The organism is Shewanella sp. YLB-07, from assembly GCF_009377275.1.
Genome location: NZ_VOQB01000003.1, coordinates 26314 through 42936, shown reverse-complemented (window position 1 = coordinate 42936; position 16623 = coordinate 26314). Strand labels below are relative to the sequence as shown.

Genomic DNA, 16623 nt, shown 5'->3' with positions numbered 1-16623 from the left:
TTCATCTCGTTGTCTTCGTGTAAGTGTTCATCGTTTTGGTGTGATGAGAGCTTGATGTAAAGCGTGGACGTTGTGGCTGAACTTCGGTGAGTGGGGGGGTTTCGGTCATGGATTGTAAACAACGTAGGGTCAGCTCCTGATATTCGGCAGTGCCAGAGGCTTTCCACTTTATTTCATCTTCGCTTAGTGTCCGCTTTATTTGCACCGGATTGCCGATAAGCAAGCTTTTTGGCGGACATTGAAAGCCAGATTTTACAAAGGTGGTCGCTGCAACAAAAGAGCTTTCACCGATAATGGCATGGTCCATGACGACCGCATTCATACCCACTAAAACATTTTGGCCAATGTGGCAACCATGAAGAATGGCCCCGTGACCAATATGACCATTTTGGTCGATGATGCAGTCAGTGCCGGGAAAACTGTGGATCACACAGGTATCTTGCACATTGCAACCTTGCTTAAGGACGATACGACCAAAGTCGCCACGTAACACGGCATTAGGTCCTACGTAGCAGTTTTTTTGGATAATCACATCTCCGATGATCACGGCCGTAGGATGGACATAACTTGAGGCGTCGATCACTGGGATCAAATCTTCTATGGCATATATGGGCATCTGGCTACCTTATTGATATCTAAATTTATTTTGGATCTATGGTGGCTGGAAAAAACACTTATGTCTATACATTTGAAGTTTAATAGATGAGTAAGGAAATTATGATGAATTTCGAAACCATTACATATGAGTTAACTAAAGGCGTGGGTATTCTTACCCTAAATCGCCCTGAAACATTAAACAGCTTCAATAGTCAAATGCATGACGAAGTACGTGTAGCAATGAAAGATGCCCGTAACAATTCTAAAGTACGTTGCTTAGTGATAACTGGCAACGGTCGTGGATTTTGCGCGGGACAAGACTTAAGCGATCGTGCTGTCACTGCAAGTGACACAGCCCCAGATCTCGGGGACTCCGTTGAGAAAAATTATAATCCGCTAATTCGTAACATTATGACGATGGAGAAGCCGATCATTTGTGCGGTTAACGGCGTTGCAGCAGGAGCAGGAGCGAGCATTGCTTTAGCTTGTGACATCGTGATCTCCGCTCGTAGTGCCAAGTTTGTACAAGTTTTTTGTAAAATTGGTCTTATTCCTGATTCTGGCGGCACATTTAACCTGCCCCGTGCTCTTGGTCTGCCTCGTGCTAAAGGGCTAGCGCTGCTTGGTGATAAGTTGAGTGCTGAGCAAGCACTGCAATGGGGCATGATCTGGGATTGTGTTGATGACGAGCTATTAATGGATAAAGCCTTAACAATGGCTCGGCATTTAGCAACTCAACCTACCAAAGGTTTAGCGTCGATTAAAACATTATTGAATGGATCTTTCTCAAATCCGCTGCATCACCAATTGGAATTAGAACGAGAAACGATGCAGACATTGGGGCAGTCGGATGATTATCGAGAAGGTGTGAGTGCCTTCAAGGAAAAGCGTTTGCCTGATTTTATGGGTCAATAGGGACACAAGATAATGGACTATACCGAAAAGGAACAAGCATTAGCCCAAGCCTGTGCCGAGTACATGATGGCAAATGATACCGCGTCAAGAATACTGGGTATTCACATTGACAGGGTATCTTCGGGTTGCGCCACGGCGAGTATGACCGTCACTGGTGCGATGCTAAATGGTCATCTTACCTGCCATGGTGGATATATATTCTCCTTGGCCGACACCGCATTTGCGCTTGCCTGTAATTCACAGAACCAAGCCGCTGTGGCCGCAAGTTGCACCATTGATTATATATTGCCAGCGTTAAAAGGGGATGTGTTAACTGCACACGCCAAACTGTCACATCAAGGCGGGCGTACAGGGATTTATCTGGTACAGATGTGTAATCAAGATAATCAAACTGTTGCACTGTTTAAAGGTAATTCTACCAGGATAAAGCGTACTGTACTTCCCCAATGAGTTAAGGAATAAAAATGAATGATGCTTTTATTTGCGACGCAATAAGAACACCTTTTGGCCGCTACGGCGGGAGCCTCGCGAGTGTTAGGGCCGATGATCTGGGTGCTGTGCCAATCAAGGCACTTATAGCACGTAATCAAGGGGTAGATTGGCGCATGCTGGATGATGTTTATTTTGGCTGCGCCAATCAAGCGGGTGAAGATAATCGTAATGTGGCTCGCATGAGCGGATTACTCGCTGGTTTACCCATTGAGGCAGCGGGGATCACTCTTAATCGTTTATGTGGATCTGGCATGGATGCGGTGGGAACGGGGGCGAGGGCGATTCGAGCCGATGAGGCGGATCTCATCATTGCAGGCGGAGTCGAGTCTATGTCTAGAGCGCCTTTTGTCGTTGCAAAGGCCAATAGTGCTTATAGTCGCAATGCCGAAATGTGTGATACCACGATGGGTTGGCGCTTTGTTAACAAATTAATGGAACAAGCCTACGGTGTCGATTCAATGCCTGAAACGGCAGAAAATGTCGCAGCTCAGTTTGGTATAGATCGCGCTTCACAAGATGCCTTTGCCTTTAATAGTCAACAACGTGCGGCTAGGGCCCAAAAAGACGGTATTTTTGCTCAGGAAATTGCACCTGTGATTATTCCACAACGTAAGAAACCTGATGTCATTTTTGATACCGATGAACACTTGCGTATAAGTAGTATTGAAACATTGGCAGGGTTATCGACTCCATTTCGTGAAAGGGGGAGCGTCACCGCGGGGAATGCATCTGGGGTCAATGATGGCGCCTGTGCCTTGCTACTGGCGTCAGCTTCTGGTGTCAAACAGCATAACTTAACTCCCAAAGCCCGTGTGATCGGCATGGCTACTTCAGGCGTTGAGCCCAGAATTATGGGATTTGGCCCTGTTTCGGCGACCCGTAAAGTGCTTGCTAGAACCGGATTAAGTTTAGAGCAGATGGATATCATTGAGCTTAATGAAGCGTTTGCTGCACAAGGACTGGCGGTCCTTCGCGAGTTGGGCATTGAAGATGACGCGGCGCATGTTAATCCGAACGGTGGCGCCATTGCGCTGGGTCATCCGTTAGGCGCCAGTGGGGCAAGGCTGGTGACTACAGCGATGTATCAGCTACATCGTGTCAATGGTCGTTATGCACTTTGCACCATGTGTATTGGAGTTGGCCAAGGTATCGCACTGATTATTGAGAGGGTCTAATAATGAGCAAGCATAGTAAGACTGAAGCTGAGCTTGACGCTATTTTTCAGCAAAGAATTGAGGATGAACAAAAAATTGAGCCTAAAGATTGGATGCCAGACACTTACCGTAAAAACCTTATCCGGCAAATGTCACAACATGCGCATTCAGAGGTCATAGGCACTCAACCCGAGGGGAACTGGATCACAAGGGCGCCTTCTTTGCGTCGAAAAGCGGTGTTATTGGCTAAAGTACAGGACGAATCAGGGCATGGACTCTATCTCTACAGTGCGACTGAGACCTTAGGCGTATCTCGCAGTGAACTCATCGCTGCTTTGCAGGATGGCAGCGCCAAATATGCATCAATTTTTAATTATCCTGCTCAAACGTGGGGAGATATGGGAGCGATTGGTTGGCTCGTTGACGGTGCGGCTATTGTTAATCAAGTTTCATTACAACGAACTTCTTATGGCCCTTATGCGCGTAGCATGGTTAGGATTTGTAAAGAAGAAAGCTTTCATCAGCGTCAAGGTTATCAGGTGATGATAGAGCTTGCCCAAGGTTCTTCAAAGCAAAAATGTTTAGCGCAAGATTCGCTCAATAGATTTTACTGGCCTGCCCTTATGATGTTTGGCCCACATGATTCTGAATCTGCGCATTCTGCTAAATCCATGAAATGGAAAATTAAGCGTGAGACTAACGATTATCTGCGGCAAAAATTCATTGATCAAACCGTGAGTCAAATAGAGTTTTTAGGCCTTGAACATCCGGATAAAAACCTGAAATGGAATGAGGAGAGAGGTCACTACGATAGTAGTGAACTCGATTGGGACGAGTTTTACGCTGTCATCAATGGTAATGGTCATTGTAATCGTCAGCGTATTCAACATCATATTAAGGCACATGAAGAAGGGACTTGGGTACGTGAGGCGATGGCTGCGTATAAAAATAAACACATTAAAGCTCAACATGTCGCATAGAACAGACGGCAATAGACTGGAGATTATGATGAATGTAGAAAATTTAGCCTTGTTTGAAGTTTTTGTACGCTCGAAGCGTGGTTTAGATCATAAACATGTCGGAAGTTTACATGCTGAGGATCAAGAGCAAGCGTTGGAATATGCAAGAGATGTCTATACCCGCCGCAGTGAAGGTGTGAGTCTTTGGGTGGTTAAGTCAAATGATATTTGTGCATCGCAAGAAGATGATTGTGATAGTTTTTTCGCCCCCTCAGATGATAAACCGTATCGCCATGCTGCCTATTATCCGATCCCCAAAGCTGTCACCAACATGTAGGAAGTTAATTGGTATGAATGTATCTGCAGAACAACAAGATCTTATACAGTATGCTATTCGTCTTGGGGATGATTCTTTAATATTGGGTCATCGCCTTTCTGAATGGGTCAGCAATGGACCTTTTTTAGAAGAAGATATTGCACAGGGTAATATCGCTCTTGATTATATTGGCCGTGCGAGGATGTATTATAGTCTCGCTGCTGATATTCACAATCAATGCGGTGAGATGAACGTTAAATCTGAAGATGATTATGCTTATCTTCGTGATGAACGCCAGTATCAAAATCACTTAATTAATGAATTACCCCGGGGAGATTTTGCTTATACCACAGTGCGTCAACTTATCGTTGATCTCTATAATGTGTACTATCTCGAGGCATTGAAACAGTCAAGTGAAGCGCAATTATCTGCCATTGCCCATAAAGCCGCTAAAGAGACCTCATACCATAGTCGCAGGAGTAAACAATGGACTTTACGTCTTGGTGATGGCACTGCCGAAAGTAAGCTGAGGATGCAGAATGCGTTAGATGATATCTGGGGTTATACCCATGAAATGTTTGAACAGGATGAATTAGAGCAACGCCTTATTGATAGAGGGGTTGCCGTAGATTGTGCTCGTTTTAAACAGGCATGGGAACAGGATATCACTGCAATAATATCACAGAGCGGGCTCAAACTGCCTGAGGCACAATGGTCGGTGCGCGGTGGCCGTGAAGGTTACCATACTGAAAACTTGGGACATATCTTGACCGAGCTACAGTTTGTTCATCGATCGATTCCCGATGCTAGGTGGTAACGTCATGTTGGCAATTCCGACTAAATCACCGGTTCAATTTGAACGAGAACAATATCGTCGTCATTCGGCCGTCCCTGAGCTGTGGGCGGTATTAGATCGGGTCACCGACCCTGAAATACCTGTGTTATCACTGTGGGATCTTGGTGTGCTGAAAGATATCAAGCGGCTGGGTGAGCAAGTGACAGTGATCATTACCCCGACTTATTCAGGTTGTCCCGCGATGGATGTGATGTCTGAAGATATCCACCACGCGTTAGTCTCTTTTGGTATTAAAAAAGTCTCGGTGGTTGTGGAGCTTTCACCCGCTTGGACTACTGATTGGATGACGGCTAGGGGGCGTGACCACCTCAGAAGCTTTGGTATCGCAGCACCTGAGGATGTGGTGGCAACAGAATCAAATATTGTCGATGAAGACACCAGAGCGTTATGTCCCCACTGTGGCAGTGATGATACCAGTCTGATCAGCGAGTTTGGTTCCACTTCATGTAAAGCGTTGTTTAAATGTCACCGTTGCTTGGAACCATTTGATCTGTTTAAACATATTTAAATGACAAAATAGCAAAACCTAAAGGTATATTATGTCTAGTACTCAGCTTTATTCATTAAAAATATCACAAGTTCAGCCTGAAACAGAAAGTGCTGTATGCATCAGTTTTGAAGTGCCGCAGGCGTTGAAGGACGTATTTAGATTCAAGCCTGGTCAGTTTTTGACATTAGAAATAGCGCTTGACGGCCAGAAGATCCGCCGAGCGTACTCTATTTGTTCGGGGGTTGATGATACTCATCTGCGTGTTGGGATAAAACGAATCAAACATGGTCAATTTTCAAACTATGCTAATGATCACTTTAAGGTCGGCGATATAGTATCAGTACTACCTCCCCAAGGTAACTTCTACCCGTTACTCTATGCTGACGATACTAACAGCTATATGTGCCTTGCTGTTGGCAGTGGTATAACCCCCATTTTATCGATAATAAAATCTATTTTATCATCGTCTGACCAGAGTAAGGTGACCTTAATATATGGTAATAAACGAACCAAGTCGGTTATGTTTAAAGAGGAGTTAAGTTTCATAAAAAACCGTTACTTAGCACGATTCAAGTGGATCAATATCATGAGTCAGGAAGATCAAGGTTCAGATGTGCTTAACGGCAAGATAGATAATGACAAAGGATATCAACTGCAAAAGAAAAAAATGATCGATATCCATAATACAGCTTACGTATTTATCTGTGGTCCAGAATCGATGATTTCTGAAGTTTCACGAGGGTTTAGGCTCGAGGGATTAAACCAGTCACAAATCCATTACGAGTTGTTTGCTCATTCAGCCGTGGACTCGGAAGTGATTTTAGAAAAATCGCTTCAACGTGTACATGAATATGGCGAGAATAAGACCAGTCAATTGACCTTGATATCTGATGGCCGAGCCATCAATTTTGAGTTGGCAACAGTCGGGTCAAATATCTTAGATGCTGGAATTGAAAATGGTCTTGACTTACCTTTCTCCTGTAAAGCTGGTGTGTGTTCCACCTGCAAGGCCAAAGTGATTAAAGGCAAAGTGGACATGGATATTAGCCATGGGTTAGCAGCCCATGAAATTGAACAAGGGTTCATTTTAACTTGTCAGGCACATCCATTATCGGATGAGCTTGTCGTGAGTTTTGATGAACGATAATAGTAAGTAAGATATCGACAGTGAGTTAAACTGCTCACATTCTAATAACTCATTATAGGACGTGTTTTGACATCGATTAGCAAGCGGACAGACGATATTAGCCTACACATAAAACAACAGGGTGTGAGCTGTACCTCTATGGTGGTCACAGTTTTTGGAGATGTAATTTCTCAACATGGTAATTGGGTGTGGCTCTCGAGTCTGATAACGGCATTAGAGCCATTTGGCTTTAATGAACGCCAGGTGCGTACCGCCGTTTATCGCTTAGTACAAAGCGATTGGCTACAGGTGAATAAAGTAGGGCGTTGTAGCTACTATTGTTTGACAGAATCTGCCACGGGACATTACGAGAAAGCTTCCCGGCGGATTTATGCGAGTGACCATGGTGAATGGGACCATACCTGGACGCTGGTTTTACTGGTTTCAATAGCAGATGATAAAAAAGAAGAGTTTCGCAAGAGTCTTATTTGGCTGGGATTTAATGCGCTAAGCTCGGGATTGTTCGCACACCCCTCATCACAGCGTTCATCTTTGGATGAAGTTATTCATGAGTTAAACATACTTAACGACGTTGTCGTATTCAAGGCAACGACTGCTGATCTCTATTCTCAAGGCGCGCTCAAGGGGTTAACTAAATCATTGTGGAAGTTTACTGAACTTGAAGGGTATTACACTGATTTCTTGGCTTTTTATCGCCCCTGGTGTCAAAAGATATTTTCGAACTTACCCGAACCACGTGATTGTTTTATGTTGCGACTGGCTATGGTCCATGATTTTAGACGCATACTGTTACGAGACCCTGATTTCCCCAATGCCATGCTCCCCCAAGGCTGGGTTGGATACGAGGCACAGGATCTCGTGCAACGAAGCTATAAATTACTGGCCAAGTCATCTCTGTTGTATATTCAGCAAAACCTCAATAATGCTCAAGGCACTCTCCCTGATGCGTCTCCCCATTTTTATACGCGTTTCGGTGGTTTGATTAACAGTTAACTATTTATTCAAGAGGAGCAGACAATGATCCGGATAGCCGTGATGTATCCCAACGAACCCGATAAGCATTTTGATTGTGATTATTATCGCAATCAACACATGCCGTTAGTTATCAACGCGTATCAAGGCTTAGGGCTTATTGATGTGGAAATAGATGAAGCGAAAGTGAAAAATGGACCTCAAGCCGCGCCTTACATTGCGATCGGCTATCTGCTTTTCGATTCGGTTAAACAATTTATGACGGCTTATGATGAGGTTGGCAGCCATTTGTTAAAAGACATCATTAATTTTACTAATATAGCCCCTAAGATTCAGATCAGTGAATACACTCGTCTTACTTAATCATCAATGACCAGTCATAAAAATTGATAAGACACATCTTAGGCTATTAAACCTGAGGTTTTAGGTGACGGATTTTCATCGAGCCGTCTTTTATACATAGGAGGAAATATGGATGCTTTACAATATAAGTCAGCGGATCCGGTAACCTTATCCCATGATGGTGATATTGCCGTTATTAGTATTAATAATCCCCCTGTTAATGCATTATCTCAGGCGGTGAGAAAGGGATTGGTTGAATGTATAGAGCGAGCGACCACCGATAATAGCGTTACATGTATAGTGATTAAATGCGATGGGCGAACTTTCATAGCCGGCGCAGATATCTCTGAGTTTGGTCATCCTCCTCTCGAACCTCAATTACCCTATGTGCTGGAAAAAATTGATCAGTGCACCAAGCCAATAGTCGCAGCATTGTTTGGGACTGTGCTTGGAGGAGGGTTTGAATTGGCTTTGTCATGCCATTATCGGGTCGCTGTTAGCGGAACTAAGCTTGGATTACCAGAGGTGACGTTAGGCCTCATTCCCGGCGCCGGTGGGACACAATTATTACCTCGTATTGGGGGGATTGAATTGGCACTTGAGATGATCACCTCGGGTAAGCCCAAATCGGTGCAATCGTTATCTGATACAGGAGTGATCGATCTCACTGTTGATGATAGTGCAGCGTTACTCGAACGTACTATTGAATTTAGTCGTAATGTGCTCGTTCAACAAAAAAACATACGGCGAACATCGAAAATTGTTATAGCACATCATCAAGAATATGCTCAATTGTTTAGTCTCTGGCGGTCAAAGATAGCTAAGAAGATGCGCGGACAGCAGGCCCCCCAATATGCTATCGACTCCATTGAAAATGTGTTGTCATTACCATTTGAACAAGCTATGCAAGAAGAACGAAGATTGTTTAATGAATGTCGAAATTCTGCTCAATCACACGCTATGCGTCATGCTTTTTTTGCTGAACGTATGGCGGCTAAGCTGACCAAATATGAAGATGATGCACTGGCATTGAAGATTCATTCTGTCGCCATTATTGGGGCGGGTACTATGGGGGTCGGTATTGCTATGTGTTTTGCTCAGGCTGGTATTGCCGTCGTTTTATTAGATATGAAGCAAGAGAGTGTAGCAAAAGGACTGAGTGCGATAGAAAGCCGTTTCCATCAATCTGTCAAGCGGGGGATCATCAGTGGGGCTCAGTTAACGGAGGCTATGGCGTTGATAACAGGTACGTGTGAATACCGAGACGTAGGCGATGTGGATTTGGTGGTGGAAGCGGCTTTTGAATCCATGGAGGTGAAAAAACAGATCTTCTCAATTTTAGATGAGGTATGTAAGCCTGAGACCATACTCACGAGCAACACGTCATATTTAGATATCAATGAAATAGCGCAATCCACCCATCGAGCTCATAAAGTGTTAGGCATGCATTTTTTCAGTCCTGCTAATATCATGAAACTTCTGGAAGTGGTCCGCGCCGATAAGACCGATCAACAAAGTCTGAAAACGGTCATGGCGCTGGGTAAGCAAATAGGCAAAGTCTGTGTGGCTGTTGGAGTCTGTTATGGTTATGTCGGCAATAGAATGTATGCCTGCTATGGGCGAGAGGCTAACGCTTTGTTACTTGAAGGGGCGACACCTGGCCAGATTGATCGAGCGCTGCAACAATGGGGCATGGCAATGGGGCCGTTAGCTGTGAATGATATGTCCGGCATTGACATAGCCTATAAAGCACGGCAAGAGAATGGGGGCTATAGCAATGATCCGCACTATTTCAGAGCGGCAGATCTTATGGTTGAGGCTAACCGTTTAGGCCAAAAGACCGCTGCTGGCTTTTATCGATACGATAAGGACAACGGGAGCAGGATAGAGGATGCTGAGGTGTTAACGTTTTTATCTGCAGAGGCTGATAGGTTGGGAGTCGTGCAGCGTAGTGATATTAGCGATGAAGAAATTCAGTATCGCTTGATATTTGCTCTCATTAATGAAGGGGCTTATATTCTGGAAGAAGGTATTGTTGACCGTGCTAGTGATATCGATGTGATATGGCTTAATGGTTATGGATTTCCTCGTTACCTGGGGGGACCGATGTTCTATGCAGATGAATTCGGGTTAGCTGAGCTTGTGGCAATAATAAAGGGATTTAAAAAATTGACTGGCAAAGGCCATTGGGTCATTGCCCCTATACTGGAGCGCTTAGTTGAAACAAGCGAGAAGCTGGCTTTACAATGATCGTCATTATTAAGGGCTGATGTTTGGGTTAAGACTTAGCGTAGGCCCTGTTTATACCTTGTTGATTGCTAGACGTTGGTGAATAATTCGTTGTCACTACTTGCGTCAGATACAACACTGTTAACCGTCGTTGAACTCAATGAGAAAACGGGTTAAGGCCAGTGTCATACCTCTTTAGCCATATTATTGTGACTCATTACGCTGTGAAGGTTTGACAGAACCAGACAATGGAATGACAAGTACCGTTTTGTCAGTGCTGTCTATTTTTAGATTATCGTATTCATTACTAACGGGTTTTAGATGAAAGTTAATGAAGTTTTTATATTGATCATTGTAGTGCTTGGCTTTTAAACCATGAGGGTCTATGAACCCTGACTGGCCAGGTGCAACGACTTCATAGGCTGCCACTTTATTGGTATAAAATACCGTCATATTATTCTCAGTACCACGATTAAGCGCTATGGGCGTATCGAGTGTTTCATCATCATTCGCCTGCGGTACACCAATATAGTTTTTATTGTTAAAACGCAATGTATCGACGTTTTCAAGCCAAGTTTGATTGTTCTCACCGTATTGCAGGGTCAAAGTCTTTATTGCTGCCGTTAAGGAATCAAGCTGAATTTTGTTGCTATCTTGGTGATTAAATAGACTTGAATTGGTCCAGATTGTGTTAAGCACTTTAGTGCCGATTGAAATGTTATAGCTGTTGGTCATTAATTTATCTTTATTGCCATATCCCGGGTTAGTGAACCAGTGTAGATGACTGTCTGGGATGACAGCAGAGTAAGTGATTCTAAGGGCCTCTTTAAGCCATGCTCTAAATAGTGTTGAACCTGGGTTATCATATTTTCCATCATTATTATTATCGGTATTACTATAATCCCAATGAGTAAGGATGTTAGCAGCCTGTCGGTGTAACGGTACATTACTGTTTTGTGCTAATGAGATTAATGAAGGGACAAAATGACGCGCATTAGGGTCAACAAATGCTGCGTGTTTCATGACCTCCCAAGCTGCTTTAGGAGAGAGTGTTGAATTAGCATCTACCTGTGTGGTGAGCTCTAGTGCGCGATCTATGGTGTTCCAGTTATACCACCACTGATCAGGATTTGGAAAGCCAGCCGCCGGACGGTTATTCCAGTTGGCAATGTAACCACTGATTGGATTAAGGACATGAGGATTGGTATGAAAGGGATACAAGCCAAGCCAATCTGCACTGCCATCACCAGGAGTCGGGGTTCTGCCATCAAAGCCCGGTCGACGAACGGGATAAAATCCCCCTAATGTGTAACCAATATTCCCTGATTGGTCGACATAATACCAATTAACATTGATTGCGCTCTCTGCAACATAGTCTGCCCATTGTTGGTAGTTTTGTGCTTTAGAGACTTTATTCCATGACAATAAAGTGGATAACTCTTTTCCAGCCCAACCTCTTTTTTTTGCATAGGCGATGCCTTGTTTGGCTTGGTATTTAATCACTGGGCCATAAACAGAGCGATAGACTGTGATGGATTTATCTGGTTGATTTTTGACTTTTATGATCTGTTTTTCTTGTTCGAAAGGAATATACAATCCTTTATAAAGGTATTTTTTGCTATCTTGAGGATCTAACGTTAACTGAAAGATGTCGACGTTATCTCCCGCTCCCCAAGTACTGCCCCATGATATGTGATCATTGTGACCGAACTGGATAAGCGGGTACCCTGCAGGAGAGTTGCCCACTGCGTTGTAGCCAGCCCCGTGAAGTCCAACAGAATACGTGTAGGCTGGACGATAAAAACCAAATTGAGGACCATTAATAAGCACTGCCTCAGCGTCTTTAAGTTTGTTTTTTCCCAGAATAAGAATGTTACTAAACGGCGCCTCATTAAAACCTTGCCATCTCAAAGTACCATGACGGCCAGATGTCGACACTGTAGGTTGTATTTTAGCTGTCAGTAACGGGGAGGAAGCAGTATTTTTGCCTTCTAATCTGTTAACTAATTCGGTTTTATAACGATCTCTGCCAGTAACTGACCACTCACCGGGAGCAATGGTATCTATGGCATCTTTACTCATGTGAGGTAACAACATGTTAAAAATTTCATTCGCTTTGTTGGAACCATGCTTATTCATGAGAGCCATTAAAAGCTGCTGGTTGTCGAGTTCGGTATTATAATCACCGAATCTGTTTATCATAGAACCAACAAATACCATGATCACATCAAATTCAGTCCATGTTGTCGGAGTAAACTGATGATCAATAAACTGTTTTGGCATTAATGTGTCTGGTGATCGATTTATCTTAACTATCCATTGGTTAATGCCATCTGCGTACCCTTTAAAAATGGCGGAGTCTGCTTGTGATAACTTAAGCATTGCAGCATGAATAGTATGTGGGTTGTAGTGTTCTCGAATCTTGATGTCCAGAGGAAGATATGCTTGCCCCATGACTTGTGCAACATTTCCCTGAGCGCTTCGCTTTGCCATTTCTAATTGGAAGAGTCTATCTTGAGAAATCGCATATCCATAACCATAAAATAGTCCATAATGGGTATCTGCGTAAATATGTGGTGTACCGTAAGTGTCACGTATTATGGTCACTTTTTGCGTTTCAGATAAACTATTACAACCACCAATAATTGAAAGGATTAATGATAGAAATATTATCACTAAATATTTATGAAACATAGTCGCTCCTTGTCTAGACTCAAAATACTGTGTTATTACAGTCTGATTTATTTGCATTTCTATCTCTAATCATAGTCTTTCTGAAGTATTGAGCTTGTGTCCCAAATATCATCATTATGCCTTTGGAGGTTGGTCAGCTGATGTTTTTAGTGTTGTCATTTAAATTTGTCGCCGGTTATTTGAATTCGTGCGTTTAGACATAAAACGAATGGTGAGAATGGACTAGTTAACTTCAACAAACCCCCATGAAGGAATAACGGGCTAGCTATGTTTAACCAGATATAATTGCATAACACCTAGACCTTCTTTATATTCACCCGTGACATCGCCAGCAAGATCTGCGCGTGTCGCATCTAGAGTATAATTCTTACCATCATTCAACTTATTAAAATCAGTGCTAAATAGCGTGAAACTATTTTGGTACCGATACTGAAAATAAATTATTTTCTGATTTAACCCATAAGTTATACTGTACTGAGACGCCGTTTTTATCATTTTCCCCTTCTTATGTTTATAGGGAATATTAATGGCTGAACTCGGTAAGGCGCTTTCTAGGGTAAGGATGGCGTTGATATAGCTTGTAGGAGTGGGTAAAGCCTCCAACATATATTTACCTCGGACAAATCGCTGTGAACTTTCTGCATTCCCGGGTAAAGGGAAGGAACCTATTATGTCACGGGTACTCTTGGGTTTTAATTTTTCCCAGTTTTTCAATTGGAAGTTATAAGCTGGACTATTGGTGAGCACATTATTTTCCGGACCATGATAAATCTTAAATTTTCCGTCTAAAATCTCAATCACCGCTGAATCTCCAGATTTATCTTGAACCATATAATGGCCACCGACAATTGAACCATTCAACAGGTGTTTATAAATATTGATTTTACCTATGTTGTTGACGACCTCATTGACCGTTTTAAAGTTATCTACAACGTAAGGGACTAGCAAGGTGTTCATTAAATCTTGTTGTCCTTCTATGGGGCGGGTATTGGTTTCCTCATCTAGTGACAGGGCACTCATAGACAGTCCGGCTTCATTGATGCCCTCAACGGCGGTAAAATGGGCTAACGTAGATATAATACTGCTGTATTTTGACGTCCAGATCACAGGGTTATTTGAGTTCGGGTCCTTATAGGTTTGTCCCTTAGCCCTCACTTCCAGGCTGGGCTCTGTTGGGAAACCGAAATCTTCGGTTCTGGAGATGATGACCCCAAAGTCATCTGTGTCCCAAACCAGTTTAGTGCAAGCAAAACTGAATGAGATTGTAACCAACAAACAAACAATGATACCTATGCTCATCCAGGCTGTTAAATGAGGTTGACTTAAACTGTTTAAATAACGCATAAGCACTCCGCGATTCATTAAATGGGGACGTGGTAAAGTAAAATGCCTCTTAGCAACCAAGTACAAAGAGGCACATAAGCTGAGCGTGTTGTTTAGATCCCGCTATTACTGGCCGGTATAGCAGGAGAGACTTCAGGTGTTGTACCTGCATCTATAATTGCAATCTGCGCCCCTAAGCGGGTTTGTATAGCAGGCGCAACCATGCCTTTTGAGAATAATAATATATCCAAAGAGCCGCCGTATCTAAAATTACCTAAGCGGGTGAATCCGCGCTTTACAGTGTCGCCGACGATAAATTCATCGGATAATACCACTGAGCCAATAGTATCTAACCCAACCGGAATGGAGGCTACATACCCTGTCTTGGATACCGTTTGCCCTTCATCGTCTATTGCATCATATTGAACTTCAATAATGACAACACCGCGTTGGAATTTTTGGAATTGAGAAAAATCAGTGCCAGAGCGGCCGACGTTACCCGATAATGGAACCCAGTTAACGAAATCAGGATAGCCATAAGTGCCAGTGTTAACGACCTCTTTATAGATGACTTCTCCTGATACTGGCGTATGAAAACTGTGGTAAGTGTTTGGCATCAAGACACAAGATAAGCCCGTTCCACCGACAAAATGATTTTTCATTTCGTTGGTAGCATCTCCCAATAAAGACTTGATACTGATTGGGGTATTTTTTACATCGATCACATCGTTTAACTCTAATGGATTTTCAATATAGGCGGTTTCAGTGATAAGGGTATCATCCATACTCAACACCTGAGTGAGCGGGTTCATGATACAATCTGTTGGTGAAGAGATAATATAATCTTCATCAGGCTTTGTGACGGGTCGATCTCTGATGGTTTGTGCGCCGGAGTCGGCATCGACATCAATGATGATACTGCGAGTAAAGAAATCATTCCAACTACTGAATCCACCTTCTGGAACAGTATAATCTTCGATTTCAATTCTATCATCTGTAGTCCAATTATCTACCAGTCCAAGAGAATCCGAAGAGTCCATATAGGTGCCGCGCTCAGTAGTAAAACTGTTCACGAAGTTATAGCCTACATATTCACCTAAAAGCCCTCCCTCAGGATCTTCACCTTGGACCCATAATTTTGCTAAGTCATTTCGGTAATAAAACCAAGCAAACTCTTGAATGTAGGCAAGGCCAGTATCCTTGTCACCCTCAATATCAGGTAAAAACTGACACCAGTTAGTAAAGACATCGATAGTGCGTTGAAATAGTTGGGCTGGGGTGCCTCCCTCCCAAGGGTTTAGTGCAGATGGGTCTTCACCTTCGGGGGTATCAGGGTTTAGGGGATAGACACCGATATATGACTCAGGTAATGAATGCATTTTAGAATTCATCGTTATGAAGTTACCAATAGTGGCGGCGTTATTACTGTATTTGTCAGCTAAGTAGGCCAGAGAATTAGCACAAGCGGAATTGGTGATAGCTTCAACTTGGCTTTGAGTAAATAACAGCTCACCTCTATCCGCGCCTGTAGATTGAGTATAAATATTGAGATTGTCTACTCTTACTTGTTGTTCTGCTGGTGTGCCTATAAGGTCGCTATCATCTGCGAAGGCCATATTAGCGAGTGTCATAGATATAAAAATTAATGATTTTGAGAATTTCATACACTTCCTTAATTAAATTTTTAATTGGTGGTAGAAAATATTAATTGGTCCATGTAACTTTATAAATGACGGTGCGTAATATTTATAATTGAGTAGTTGAACGTTAATAATGTCACCATTGTTTGTGGGATATTAATTTTATCTATATAAACATTACAAGTTGGATACTATGGTGTTCTGCTGGCTTTGTGTTGTTTTGTTTGTATCTGCAGTGTTTCGACTTTATTTCTATGAATTAAATGATGTGATTCCTATGCTTGTTTTTGAATTGAGTTGGAACTAATTAATTAATTGATTTGTTTTTTGGTTTTGCGTACGTTGTGTATTAGGAGGTAAAGTTAAGGTTAATTTTCTTCTGTCGACTTTAAATCGCTACGTGAGTAATCTGAGTTAAAGAAGTTGTGCAGCAGTTAATAATATCTATAGAGGTTATTGGTTGTTATAAGTGACGTGTTAATTCCTAGAGTGAGTTA

General features: G+C 42.8%; 15 protein-coding genes. 11 read left to right on the top strand and 4 right to left on the bottom strand.

Going from position 1 to position 16623, the window contains the following annotated elements; translation table 11 throughout:
• Nucleotide 1 precedes the first annotated feature (1 nt).
• Nucleotides 2–616: a phenylacetic acid degradation protein PaaY gene (locus tag FS373_RS07025; protein ID WP_152829149.1), complete on the bottom strand. Its 615-nt coding sequence runs from the start codon at nt 614–616 to the stop codon at nt 2–4.
• Nucleotides 617–702: 86 nt separating this feature from the next.
• On the opposite strand from FS373_RS07025, the gene paaG reads away from it, so the two are divergent.
• From paaG to FS373_RS06970, 11 genes are all read left to right on the top strand, one after another.
• Nucleotides 703–1512, top strand: a complete 810-nt coding sequence (gene paaG, locus FS373_RS07020) for a 2-(1,2-epoxy-1,2-dihydrophenyl)acetyl-CoA isomerase PaaG (RefSeq protein WP_265575320.1) — start codon at nt 703–705, stop codon at nt 1510–1512.
• A gap of 12 nt (nt 1513–1524) precedes the next feature.
• A complete protein-coding gene (gene paaI / locus FS373_RS07015) occupies nt 1525–1962 on the top strand; it encodes a hydroxyphenylacetyl-CoA thioesterase PaaI (RefSeq protein WP_144045690.1) in 438 nt (145 codons plus the stop codon).
• A gap of 14 nt (nt 1963–1976) precedes the next feature.
• Entirely contained in the window at nt 1977–3179 is a 1203-nt protein-coding gene (gene pcaF / locus FS373_RS07010) for a 3-oxoadipyl-CoA thiolase (protein ID WP_144045691.1), read from the top strand.
• A 2-nt stretch (nt 3180–3181) separates the two neighbouring features.
• Complete coding sequence (gene paaA / locus FS373_RS07005) at nt 3182–4138, top strand: 1,2-phenylacetyl-CoA epoxidase subunit PaaA (protein WP_144045692.1); 957 nt, start codon at nt 3182–3184, stop codon at nt 4136–4138.
• A gap of 25 nt (nt 4139–4163) precedes the next feature.
• A complete protein-coding gene (gene paaB / locus FS373_RS07000; protein ID WP_407695637.1) occupies nt 4164–4454 on the top strand; it encodes a 1,2-phenylacetyl-CoA epoxidase subunit PaaB in 291 nt (96 codons plus the stop codon).
• Nucleotides 4455–4467: 13 nt separating this feature from the next.
• Nucleotides 4468–5250: a 1,2-phenylacetyl-CoA epoxidase subunit PaaC gene (gene paaC / locus FS373_RS06995; RefSeq protein ID WP_144045693.1), complete on the top strand. Its 783-nt coding sequence runs from the start codon at nt 4468–4470 to the stop codon at nt 5248–5250.
• A 4-nt stretch (nt 5251–5254) separates the two neighbouring features.
• A complete protein-coding gene (gene paaD / locus FS373_RS06990; RefSeq protein WP_227992573.1) occupies nt 5255–5797 on the top strand; it encodes a 1,2-phenylacetyl-CoA epoxidase subunit PaaD in 543 nt (180 codons plus the stop codon).
• Nucleotides 5798–5828: 31 nt separating this feature from the next.
• On the top strand, nt 5829–6926 hold the full coding sequence (locus tag FS373_RS06985; RefSeq protein WP_144045695.1) for a 2Fe-2S iron-sulfur cluster-binding protein: 1098 nt from the start codon (nt 5829–5831) through the stop codon (nt 6924–6926).
• A gap of 66 nt (nt 6927–6992) precedes the next feature.
• Entirely contained in the window at nt 6993–7919 is a 927-nt protein-coding gene (locus FS373_RS06980; protein ID WP_144045696.1) for a PaaX family transcriptional regulator C-terminal domain-containing protein, read from the top strand.
• A 24-nt stretch (nt 7920–7943) separates the two neighbouring features.
• Nucleotides 7944–8261: an EthD family reductase gene (locus FS373_RS06975; protein ID WP_144045697.1), complete on the top strand. Its 318-nt coding sequence runs from the start codon at nt 7944–7946 to the stop codon at nt 8259–8261.
• Between the two features lie 108 nt (nt 8262–8369).
• Nucleotides 8370–10490: a 3-hydroxyacyl-CoA dehydrogenase NAD-binding domain-containing protein gene (locus FS373_RS06970; protein ID WP_152829146.1), complete on the top strand. Its 2121-nt coding sequence runs from the start codon at nt 8370–8372 to the stop codon at nt 10488–10490.
• Between the two features lie 183 nt (nt 10491–10673).
• On the opposite strand, the gene FS373_RS06965 is transcribed toward FS373_RS06970, so the two are convergent.
• The 3 genes from FS373_RS06965 to FS373_RS06955 all read right to left on the bottom strand — a co-directional run bounded on the left by FS373_RS06965 (nt 10674) and on the right by FS373_RS06955 (nt 16150).
• Nucleotides 10674–13163: a penicillin acylase family protein gene (locus tag FS373_RS06965; protein WP_194165824.1), complete on the bottom strand. Its 2490-nt coding sequence runs from the start codon at nt 13161–13163 to the stop codon at nt 10674–10676.
• A 261-nt stretch (nt 13164–13424) separates the two neighbouring features.
• Nucleotides 13425–14507: a linear amide C-N hydrolase gene (locus tag FS373_RS06960; protein ID WP_194165823.1), complete on the bottom strand. Its 1083-nt coding sequence runs from the start codon at nt 14505–14507 to the stop codon at nt 13425–13427.
• A gap of 92 nt (nt 14508–14599) precedes the next feature.
• Nucleotides 14600–16150: a phosphatidylserine decarboxylase gene (locus FS373_RS06955; RefSeq protein ID WP_144045700.1), complete on the bottom strand. Its 1551-nt coding sequence runs from the start codon at nt 16148–16150 to the stop codon at nt 14600–14602.
• Nucleotides 16151–16623: the final 473 nt, after the last annotated feature.